Below are 9,980 nucleotides of genomic sequence, written 5' to 3' on the forward strand. Positions count from 1 at the left end.
GAGCCGCACGCCGGTACTGGTCTGCACCCAGGCCTGCCGTGAGCAGGCGCTGGCGCTGTTCGACGAACTCGGCTGCGTCGACCGGCCGCGCCTGCTGGTGTGGGACGAGATCCAGCAGGGCGAGGGCGCCGAGCATGATCCGCAGGTCTACAGCGGGCCGCAGAACCTCGCCTACGTGATCTACACCTCCGGCTCCACCGGACTGCCGAAGGGCGTGATGGTGGAGCAGGCGGGCATGCTCAACAACCAGTTGAGCAAGGTCCCGTACCTGGAACTGGACGAGAACGACGTGATCGCCCAGACCGCCTCGCAGAGCTTCGACATCTCGGTCTGGCAGTTCCTCGCCGCGCCGTTGTTCGGCGCCCGCGTGGCGATCGTGCCGAACGCCATCGCCCACGATCCGCAGGGCCTGCTGGCGCACGTCGGCGAACAGGGCATCACGGTGCTGGAAAGCGTGCCGTCGCTGATCCAGGGCATGCTCGCCGAAGAGCGCCAGGCCCTCGACGGCCTGCGCTGGATGCTGCCCACCGGCGAGGCGATGCCGCCGGAACTGGCGCGCCAGTGGCTCAAGCGCTACCCACGGATCGGCCTGGTGAATGCCTACGGGCCGGCGGAGTGTTCCGACGACGTGGCGTTCTTCCGCGTCGACCTGGCCTCCACCGAGAGCACCTACCTGCCGATCGGCAGTCCCACCGACAACAACCGCCTGTACCTGCTCGGTGCCGGCGCCGACGACGCCTTCGAACTGGTGCCGCTGGGCGCGGTGGGCGAGCTGTGCGTGGCCGGCACCGGCGTCGGTCGTGGCTACGTCGGCGATCCGCTACGCACCGCCCAGGCCTTCGTCCCGCATCCGTTCGGCGCGCCGGGCGAGCGTCTGTACCGTACCGGCGACCTGGCGCGGCGGCGCGCCGACGGAGTGCTGGAATATGTCGGGCGGATCGACCACCAGGTGAAGATCCGCGGCTTCCGCATCGAGCTGGGCGAGATCGAGGCGCGCCTGCACGAACGCGCCGACGTCCGCGAGGCGGCGGTGGCGGTCCAGGAAGGGGCGAACGGCAAGTACCTGGTGGGCTACCTGGTTCCCGGCGAGACACAGCGTTCCAGCGCCGACTCGCCGGCCGGACTGATGGTGGAGCAGGGCGCCTGGTTCGAGCGGATCAAGCAGCAACTGCGCGCCGACCTGCCGGACTACATGGTGCCGCTGCACTGGCTGGTGCTGGACCGGATGCCGCTCAACGCCAACGGCAAGCTCGACCGCAAGGCGCTGCCGGCGCTGGACATCGGCCAGATGCAGAACCAGGCCTACCAGGCCCCGCGCAACGAACTGGAGGAAACCCTGGCACGGATCTGGGCCGAGGTGCTGAAGGTCGAGCGGGTCGGGGTGTTCGACAACTTCTTCGAACTCGGGGGGCATTCGCTGCTGGCCACCCAGATCGCCTCGCGGGTGCAGAAGGCCCTGCAACGCAACGTGCCGCTACGGGCGATGTTCGAATGCACCACGGTGGAAGAGCTGGCCAGCTACGTCGAGTCCCTGGCCCCGAGCGAGATCAGCGAGCAGAAGGCCGAGCGCCTGAACGACCTGATGTCGAAGCTGGAAATGCTCTGATCGGATCCGGCCGCCGAGCCCTTCGCGGGGGGCGATGAAAATGGCCGGAAGGGAATGTTCCATACTCCCTTCCGGCCATTCTTCATATATGTGCGTATATATAAACGCCGATATATGGGTCGGCTTGATTCATTACAACGCGATATTCCCGACTTTCGCCGAAGCCGCGTTGTAACGCTGGTGCTGTTTACGCTTGACCGAAGAACTGCGCTTGAAACGCCGGGTCGCCGTAAAGATGTTCTTCAAGGTAATCGGGAATACCGTGATCAATCCGTTGCCCTTGTGATATTCCGGGTTCCGATCAAGGAAGAAACGCACATTCGGATTGCTGTGCGTAGCCCAGCGTGCCCGTTCGTGATCGGCCTCGGTGGTGGTCCAGCCGGTGTCGACCACCAGCGGATCGTTGCTGCTGCGCTTGAAGCTGAACTGGGCGATCAGGTGTTCGAGGAACTTCACGTGGTGGCTTTCCAGGTCGCAGTGGCAGGGCCAGACGTCATCCACGTACTTGGTCACCAGGGCGTAGCTGGAGGGATGGATCAGGGTGTCGAGGAACAGCAGGCGCTTGCCGGGGTTGAGCAACTTGTAGCGCAGCACCTGGCGGGTAAGGAAGGGAATGCTCTGGTTGGTCCCGCGGTACTCCGGGAGGATCCCCGACTCGGCGCGGATCACGCAGGCCTTGCTGTACTGGAAGACTTCCGAGTCGTGGAAATGCACGGCGCAATAGCCGACGATCTCGTGCTGGCGGTTGCGGTAGATGGCGATGCGGGTGAGGCGGGCAGTGGAGTGGATGACCTCGCGAGCGAAGGATTCATACTGGACGCCATGAAAGATCCTGGCGTGAATCGCGTAGAGTTCGCTTGCGAGGTTTCCCCTCTGTGTTTCGTCGAGTTTTCCCGGGTTGACGACTTCCCGGTAGATCCTGGCAGTCATAATCTTCTCCGAAGGAATCATCCAATATTAATTTTCGAATTTTTTTCATGCCGATGACTTCTTGTTGTTGTGCGTGGAGGTGAGGCTAGGGAAAGTCTATTTCCATATTGTTAACTGGCGCCGCCATACGCCTTAAGCTGCCAGATCTGACAGGGTATTAACTTATATTCGGAACTTGCTTCGGCTCGCTGCGCTGGCGGTCGCTCTTCGCCGCCGGCCTTTATTCTTTCGCTGTCCTTCCGGGAGGTGGCAGATGACGCAGAACATCCACGATCGCGACGACTTCTTCGCCGCCTGCCGGTCAACCTGCACGCCATACCGCTGTCCGGCTGGCGGCTGGACAGGGAGGGATGGTGCACCTGCTGGACCGCTACTCGATCGAAGGGCCGCGTACCACCGACTGGCTGGCCAGCGGCGTGGTCAAGCGTCACCGCACGCTGGGCAGCCTGCTCAACCTGTTGATCGGGTTCGGGCTTTCGTCTCGAACGGGTGGAGGAGTGGAGCCCCGGCGACGAGCAAGTGGCCGCTCGCCTAGAGCGGCCGCAACTTGCGCAACCAGCGTCGCCAACCCAGTTGCACCATGGGCTCGCCCTGGCGTTCGAGGAGGTCGGGCATCTCGCTGAAATTCACCCAGAGCTTGCCCTGCCAGTCGAGCATGTGCACCACCTGGCGCTCCCAGCGCAACTTGACGTAGCGCGGCATGCCGCTGTCGTCGGTGGCGCTGCGCAACTCCGGCACCACCTCGCCGCTGAGCCAGCGGCGCAATTCGCCGCCATCGCCGCGCTGCTGGTAGATCAGCGCGGCATACGCGCCGGACTCGCTGATCAGCCACTGCGCCTGGTCTTCGCCACGTTCGGAACGCAACGACTCGCGGCGCGCCTGGTCGTCGTCCAGGCGGGCGAGCATCTGTTCGGGCTGGCTGTGTTCGATGAGCCGGGCGAAGTCGTCGAGGACGAACCAGGCCTGGTCGTCGATCAGCAGCGCGCGCAGCAATCGCTGCTGTCGGAAGAAGTAGTGCGGGGCAAGCTGGGTATGGCCGTGCATAGGAGAAATCCTTCTCTGAGCTGTCCGCTGCCTGGCTTCTGCCGGCGCGGCAGGGAGACAGGCCGCTCGTGGGTGTTGGGCCAGCAGGCTGTGGCCTGCCGGGAACCGAAGTCGCCGGCGAAAAAAGCCTACTGACAGCGCCTGTAGGACGGCAATGGCTAAGCCTTGTACGAAGTCTCCGATGGCACAAGCCCGCTGAACAGCTAGGCCTATGAGGGTAGGCTCTTGTCCACTGTCTATATGGCGGTGAACTGCTCGCAGCCGAACCCGTTCCCTGAGCATTTCCTGGTCATCTGCGTGGCACTGGGCTGGCCCGGAAAACCTATAGCCATTTGGCGGAAAACAGGAGCGGCGGGTTTTTCCCTGCCAGAAAACCTCTTTTTTCGAGGTCTCGTAACTTGCTGATTTATAAGGGCGTAAGAAATCGTCCGAAAAAAGGGTCGGAAGCTTCGGGCAATTGGCGGCCGTTTCGCGAGGACCGGGACGGCGATCAAGCGTGCCGTTCGGGCGCGAAAGGTCTTGTGATGGCGATGCCGCAAAGCCCCCGGCCTGGCCGGGGGCGTCGCGCCAGGGAGCGGCGCTACAGGCTCGGGTGGCCCGCCTCGATTTCGGACAAGGCATCGCTGAGCAGCGACAGCAACGCACCGTTGATGTAGGCCAGGGTGCCGCCGGGCTCTTCTTTCTCATCGAGCAAACGGGTCATGGCCAGGATGTTGATCGCCGACCTCAAGCGCACTTTCGCGTTGTCGAACAAGTGCGTGGGGAGTGCATGGGTGTCCACGTACAGGGTGGCGCTACGCGGACACATGTCGGCCTGGGAGGTGGGTAGCAGCGGGACGAAGCGGGGGGACGATTCTGTTACCTCGGGGTTGGACGTATCATTCGGCTTAGCCATGGGTCAGCTCCTTAGTAAGCTGGGTTGTGGTTAGCGGGTCGTAGGTGTTCCACCACCTGCGGCCCGCGTCTTTTTTGCCCTCAGAAAATAGAGGGCAGTGCCGTTCGGTCCTGTCCCTGCGGGACGGATTTGCCGGCCCCTCCATCATCCTCCTACTGGGTTTTTATCCAATTCCCGGGCTTCTGAGAGAGCCTGCGGAAATGTCCGGGGGAGCTGTCCGGCGTTTCCAGGGCCTGTAGGGCGAATACCGCCACAGGCGGTATCCGCCGATACCCCGGATAAGCGGCGGATAACCGCGAGCGGTTATTCGCCCTACGGAGCTGGGGAGCTGTCCGGCGTTTCCGGGGTGTGTAGAGCGAATAACGCCATGGGCGTTATCCGCCGATGTCGCGGATAAGCGGCGGATAACCGCGAGCGGTTATTCGCCCTACGGAGTTGGGACGCTGTCCGGCGTTTCCGGGGTGCGTAGGGCGAATAACGCCATGGGCGTTATCCGCCGATGTCGCGGATAAGCGGCGGATAACCGCGAGCGGTTATTCGCCCTACGGAGCTGGGGAGGTGTCGGCGTTTCCAGGGCGTTATCCGCCGATTCAGAACGCCAGCAGGTAGCGCAGGGTCAGTTGGTTGCCTTCGCTGCGGTTGCGCGCGCCGCTTTCGGCGTAGAGGTTGGCGAACAGCGTTTGCCTGCCCTGGCTGTACATCACCCCCGGGCCTATGCCGAAGACCTGCTCGCGCGAGTCGGCCTGCCGGTGGTCGTCGATGCGGTCGGCGCTGATCTGTTTCAACTGGTAGCCGGCCAGGCCGATCCGCCAGTGCGGGTCCAGCGCGTAGGAGATCGAGAAGTTCGCGTGCAGCGCCTGTCCCGGCTGTACGTCGTTTGCGCCCAGGCGCGGCGAGGGGTCGTCGTTGCGGCTGATCCAGGCGTAGTGCAGGCGGCCGCTGAGTTCCAGGCGCTCGCCCAGTTCCCAGGTGAAGGCGTAGTGCGGGTTGAAGATCCAGGTGTTGCTGCCGGTGTTGATCGCGGCGTCCTTGTCGTAGTCGCCGGTGGGCAGGGAGAAGACGAAGTTCAGGCGCTGCCAGTAGGGGCGGCCGAACAGCGTAGCGGGCCCCCATTGCAGCATCAGCGGACTGACGATCAGGTCGCCCTGGCGGGTGCGCCGGCCGTCCGGGCCGCCGTCGATATCGAGGTCCAGGCGTACCAGCGGCAGCAGCACTTCGGCGCCGTAGTGGGCGCCGAGCAGGGTATTCTGGCTGAGGTAGGCGAAGTGCGGCAACAGCGTGGTGCCACGAACCCGTTGCCGACCGGGAACCGAATGCCCGCCGGCGTCGCTGGCGTTGTTCGCCCGAACGTATTGCAGGGGCAGTTCGAAGAGCATGCCGGGACGGCTGACGCCGTCCATGAAGCTGGCGTTGCCGAGCGCCAGCGGCGGCAGCGCGACGGCGTCGGCGCGGGCCTCCAGGCAGAGCGCGGCGGAGAGGGCGCCGAAGGTGGGTAGCAGGGCTGCACGCATGAGGGAGTTTCTCTTTTTTCTGGTTCCGTGGGTTCAGAGCAACCTGATCGGGTAGTCGACCACCACCCGGTATTCGTCGGAGCTGGAGTTGCCGCGGGTGTTGCCGGGGGCGGTGTAGCCTTCGCCGGGGCGGTGGGTGGCCCAGCGCAGGGTCACGCTGCGGCCCTTGGCCGGGCCGGCGGGGAAGGCATAGCGCAGCGACAGGTCGCGTTCCCAGTGCTGGGCGTTCTTGCCATTGGGGTTGTAGAGGTAGCCGTAGCCCGCGCTGTCCGGGTCGACCCGGGTCAGGTCGGCCTGGCCACGGCCGTAGGCGGCGCCGAATTGCCAGTCCGGGGCGGCGAGGAAGGCCAGGCTGGCCTGGTACTGGATCTTCCACGAGCGCTCGCCGGGGCCGTTGAAGTCGGCGTACTGCATGGCGTTGCTTTCGTAGAGGAAGGTCCGGTCGTTCTGCGCGATGAAGTCGAACGGGGTGTCGCCATCGACCTTTTGCAGGCTGAGGCTCAGCGACTGGCCGCCGCCGGCCAGGGTCAGGCCGGCGTTGTAGAGGTCGTTGTCGATCCGGCCGAGCTGGCTGCGGCCCTGGTCGCGGGTCTTGTAGTAATGCAGCCAGGGCGTCAGGGTCAATTGGCTGGAAAGCCGCCACGGCTGGCTGAGGCCGAGGTAGTGCTGGTTCCAGATATCCTCCAGGCGGCCGCTGTAGAGCGTTGCCTGGCTGCCGCCGGGGGCGCTGTAGCTGGCGCCCAGCCAGGCGATGTGCGGGCTTTCGCGATCGGCGGCGATACCGCCCTTGGTGCCGTTGCCGTAGCCGCTGGTGAGATGACTGTGGCCGCTCTGGTTGCGTAGGCGGGTGGCTTCGACGAAGCCGGCGTCCAGTTCGAACGCGCGGAAATGGTAGTTCTTCAGGGTCACGCCACGGTAGCTCTGCGGCACCATGCGACTGACGCCGCTGGCGATCACCGGGTTCTCCAGCAACTGGTCGCCGATCTTCAGCAGGCTGTCCAGGCCGCGCAGCTTGAGGGCCGCGCCGGCCGCCGAGAAGCTGTCGGCGGGGCGACCGGCGGAGTCCAGCGGCAGCACGCCGGCACCGCCGCTGCCGCCACCGCCGTCCAGGCGCAGGCCGTAGAAGGCGTGCGCATCCAGGCCGATGCCTATCGGCGTGTCGGTATAGCCGGAGCGGAACGACAGCATCAGGCCCTGGGCCCATTCGCGCTGGTCGCGGCGGGACGGGGTGTCGTGGTTGTCGCGGGCGAAATAGTAGTTGCGGATGAAACCGTTCAGCGTCGAGCCTTCGACGAAGCCCGGCGGCACCTTCATTTCGGCTTTCTGCCGCTGGTTCAGGCCGGTGCTGATGTTGTCGCGATGGCCCAGGGAGTCGTCGGCGAGGGTCGAGCCCGGACCTATGGCAAGGGCAAGGCAGAGCGTAGCCCCGCGCTTCATGGAGGAATCAGGCATGGGTCCGGTCCGTAGTCGTTGCTGTCCACCAGGCTCCTGCTCGGCAAAAGAAGGGGCGTGCAGCCCCTTCCTTCCCATGGATCACTTGCGCTGCGAATCCAGTTGCTCGTGGTTGTTGACCACGGCCTGGGCCTTGGCGTAGCTCTCGATCAGCAGTTGGTAGTGCGGGAAGACCGCGCTGTAGGCCTCGGCGAACTGCACGGCGTCGTCGCGGTTCCAGGTGCGCTGGATTTCCGAGCAGACCGCGGCGGTGTCCATCGGCACCACGCCGGCCTGGACCACCCGTGCCAGGGTGATTTCCTGGGCCATCTTGGAGTAGGTGCCGGAGGCGTCGATCACCGCGAACACCTGGTAGCCGTCGTGTACCGCGGCGATGCTGGGGAAGGCCATGCACACGCTGGTGATGGTGCCGGCGATGATCAGTTGCTTCTTGCCGGTGGCCTTCACCGCGGCGACGAATTCCGGGTTGTCCCAGGCATTGATCTCACCCTTGCGCGCGACGTACTGGGCGTGCGGCGCGGCCTCGTGGATCTCCGGGATCAGAGGGCCGTTGGGGCCCTGCGGTACCGAGGCGGTGGTGATCACCGGGATCTTCGCCAGGGTGGCGACCTTGGCCAGGGTGGTGGCGTTGGCGCGCAGTTCGGTCATCGGCATGTCCTTGACCGTCTGGAACAGGCCGCTCTGGTGGTCGATCAGCAACATGGCGGCGTTGGCCGGATCGATCTTCGGGGTCTGGCCGTTGAAGTTGGCGGGAGCGCTCATTTCCATTTCCTCTTGCAGGGTGGTCGTCCGTGAATTTCGGGCAAAGCCCGGCCGGGCCCGCGCTTCCTGCGCGGGCCATGTCGTAGGGGGGCGGACTTCAGTGGGCGCGGATGAAGCGCCCGTTCTCGAAGTCCTCGATGGCCTGGTCGATTTCCTCGCGGCTGCTCATCACGAAGGGGCCATAGCCGATGATCGGCTCGTCCAGCGGCTCGCCGCTGAGCACCAGCAACTGCACGTCGTTGTTGGCTTCCAGTTCCAGCCGCGGGTCGTCGCGGTCGAGCAGGGCGACCTGGGCTTCGCGAACGATCTCGTCGCCGACCGCGAGGGTGCCGCGCAGGACCACCACGGCGCAGGTATGTCCCTTGGGCAGGTCGAGGGCGAGGTGCTTGCCGGCCTTCAGCTGCACGTCCCAGACCGCCAGCGGCGAGTGGGTCAGCGCCGGCCCCTGGTGGCGGCCGTAGCGTCCGGCGATCACCCGCAGTTCGCCGGCCCTGTCGGGCAGGCCGACGCGGGGAATGTCGGCATCCAGCAGGGTCTGGTAGCGCGGCGGGTTCATCTTGTCGCTGGAGGGCAGGTTGACCCATAGCTGGACCATTTCCAGCGTTCCACCTGTGCTACGGAAGCGTTCCGAGTGGTACTCCTCGTGGAGGATCCCGGAGGCCGCCGTCATCCACTGCACATCCCCCGGCCCGATGCGTCCGCCGGCGCCGGTGGAGTCGTGGTGCTCGACCTCGCCCTGGTAGACGATGGTCACCGTCTCGAAGCCGCGATGAGGATGCTGGCCTACGCCGCGGCGCTGCTGTGCGGGGGGGAAATCAGCAGGCCCGGCGTAGTCCAGCAAGAGGAACGGGCTGATATGCTGGCCCAGTGTGTTGTAGGAAAAGAGCGAACGAACGGGGAATCCGTCGCCCACCCAGTGGCGGTTGGCGTTGCCGTAGATTCCCAGGACCTTTTTCACGTCGGTGCTCCTCGATTGAGTCGATGGAGCGATACGCTAGTTCCTGGGAGTGGGAACCGGTAGTCCGCAAATCAAGTCTCAGAGTCTCGCAGGTGGAACGATGAGTGGTGAGCTGGTGTTCGATCTGAACGCGCTTTTCATCTATGCCAAGGTGGTCGAGCACGGTGGCTTCGCCCCCGCCGGGCGGGTGCTGGGGATTCCGAAGTCGACCATCAGCCGCAAGGTCGCGCAGCTCGAGGCGCGCCTGGGCGTACGCCTGGTGCAGCGCTCGACGCGGCAATTCCAGGTGACCGAGATCGGCCAGGCCTACTACCGTCATTGCGTGGCGATGACGGTGGAAGCGGAGGCTGCCGAGGACGTCATCGAACAGAACCGCTCGGAGCCGTGCGGAATGGTCCGCCTGACCTGCTCGACGCCGCTGCTGCACTTCGAACTGGCGCCGATGCTGGCGCGCTTCATGGCGCAGTATCCGAACGTCGAGCTGTACGTGAAGACCTTCAATCGCCGGGTCGACGTGATCGCCGAAGGCTACGACATCTCGCTGTCGCTGCGTTTCCCGCCGCTGGAGGACAGCGACCTGGTGATGAAGGTGCTGGCACGCAGCCCGCAGGTGCTGGTGGCCAGCCCGGAGCTGCTGGCCCGCTACCGCCCGCCGGAGCTGCCGGCCGACCTGTCGGCGATGCCCTACGTCGGCTGGGAGCGTTCGCGCCTGGACGGCAGCCTGCGGCTGGTCGGCGCGGATGGCAGCAGCGCGGCCCTCAACCTGCGCCCGCAACTGCTCAGCGACGACCTCGGCACCTTGCGCCAGGCGGTGCTGGAGGG

At 65.2% G+C, this 9,980-nt stretch carries 9 protein-coding genes; 2 read left to right on the forward strand and 7 right to left on the reverse strand.

Annotation, left to right across the window (positions count from 1 at the left end; all coding sequences use genetic code 11):
- Positions 1 to 1,606 (forward strand): amino acid adenylation domain-containing protein (locus FFS27_RS21560; RefSeq protein ID WP_137952199.1); only part of this gene is annotated, 1,606 nt, incomplete at its 5' end.
- Between the two features lie 132 nt (positions 1,607 to 1,738).
- Here the strand turns inward: FFS27_RS21560 and FFS27_RS21565 are convergent.
- The 7 genes from FFS27_RS21565 to FFS27_RS21600 all read right to left on the reverse strand — a co-directional run bounded on the left by FFS27_RS21565 (position 1,739) and on the right by FFS27_RS21600 (position 9,158).
- Positions 1,739 to 2,536, reverse strand: a complete 798-nt coding sequence (locus FFS27_RS21565; protein ID WP_009316182.1) for a hypothetical protein — start codon at positions 2,534 to 2,536, stop codon at positions 1,739 to 1,741.
- Between the two features lie 531 nt (positions 2,537 to 3,067).
- Complete coding sequence (locus FFS27_RS33320) at positions 3,068 to 3,580, reverse strand: BRO-N domain-containing protein (RefSeq protein WP_003089651.1); 513 nt, start codon at positions 3,578 to 3,580, stop codon at positions 3,068 to 3,070.
- 580 nt (positions 3,581 to 4,160) lie between these two features.
- Entirely contained in the window at positions 4,161 to 4,475 is a 315-nt protein-coding gene (locus FFS27_RS21580; RefSeq protein ID WP_003113065.1) for a hypothetical protein, read from the reverse strand.
- A 590-nt stretch (positions 4,476 to 5,065) separates the two neighbouring features.
- Positions 5,066 to 5,986 (reverse strand): SphA family protein, encoded by a 921-nt coding sequence (locus FFS27_RS21585; protein WP_003089649.1) that lies wholly within the window; start codon positions 5,984 to 5,986, stop codon positions 5,066 to 5,068.
- 33 nt (positions 5,987 to 6,019) lie between these two features.
- A complete protein-coding gene (locus FFS27_RS21590; RefSeq protein ID WP_137952200.1) occupies positions 6,020 to 7,438 on the reverse strand; it encodes an OprD family porin in 1,419 nt (472 codons plus the stop codon).
- A gap of 81 nt (positions 7,439 to 7,519) precedes the next feature.
- Positions 7,520 to 8,200 carry a hydrolase gene (locus FFS27_RS21595; RefSeq protein WP_003111283.1) on the reverse strand — a complete coding sequence of 227 codons (681 nt, stop codon included), beginning with the start codon at positions 8,198 to 8,200 and terminating at the stop codon, positions 7,520 to 7,522.
- A gap of 97 nt (positions 8,201 to 8,297) precedes the next feature.
- The gene (locus FFS27_RS21600) at positions 8,298 to 9,158 is read right to left on the reverse strand and encodes a pirin family protein (RefSeq protein ID WP_003089646.1); all 861 of its coding nucleotides are present in this window, start codon (positions 9,156 to 9,158) and stop codon (positions 8,298 to 8,300) included.
- Between the two features lie 100 nt (positions 9,159 to 9,258).
- On the opposite strand from FFS27_RS21600, the gene FFS27_RS21605 reads away from it, so the two are divergent.
- On the forward strand, positions 9,259 to 9,980 hold a 722-nt coding region (locus FFS27_RS21605), incomplete at its 3' end, for a LysR substrate-binding domain-containing protein (protein WP_137952201.1).

Source organism: Pseudomonas sp. 2VD (assembly GCF_005503585.1).
Lineage (GTDB): Bacteria > Pseudomonadota > Gammaproteobacteria > Pseudomonadales > Pseudomonadaceae > Pseudomonas > Pseudomonas aeruginosa.

Bases quoted from the DNA above. Each gene is read 5' to 3' on its own strand.
- FFS27_RS21590 (WP_137952200.1), bottom strand. From the start codon at position 7,438: ATGCCTGATTCCTCCATGAAGCGCGGGGCTACGCTCTGCCTTGCCCTT.
- FFS27_RS21595 (WP_003111283.1), bottom strand. From the start codon at position 8,200: ATGAGCGCTCCCGCCAACTTCAACGGCCAGACCCCGAAGATCGATCCG.
- FFS27_RS21585 (WP_003089649.1), bottom strand. From the start codon at position 5,986: ATGCGTGCAGCCCTGCTACCCACCTTCGGCGCCCTCTCCGCCGCGCTC.
- FFS27_RS21565 (WP_009316182.1), bottom strand. From the start codon at position 2,536: ATGACTGCCAGGATCTACCGGGAAGTCGTCAACCCGGGAAAACTCGAC.
- FFS27_RS33320 (WP_003089651.1), bottom strand. From the start codon at position 3,580: ATGCACGGCCATACCCAGCTTGCCCCGCACTACTTCTTCCGACAGCAG.
- FFS27_RS21580 (WP_003113065.1), bottom strand. From the start codon at position 4,475: ATGGCTAAGCCGAATGATACGTCCAACCCCGAGGTAACAGAATCGTCC.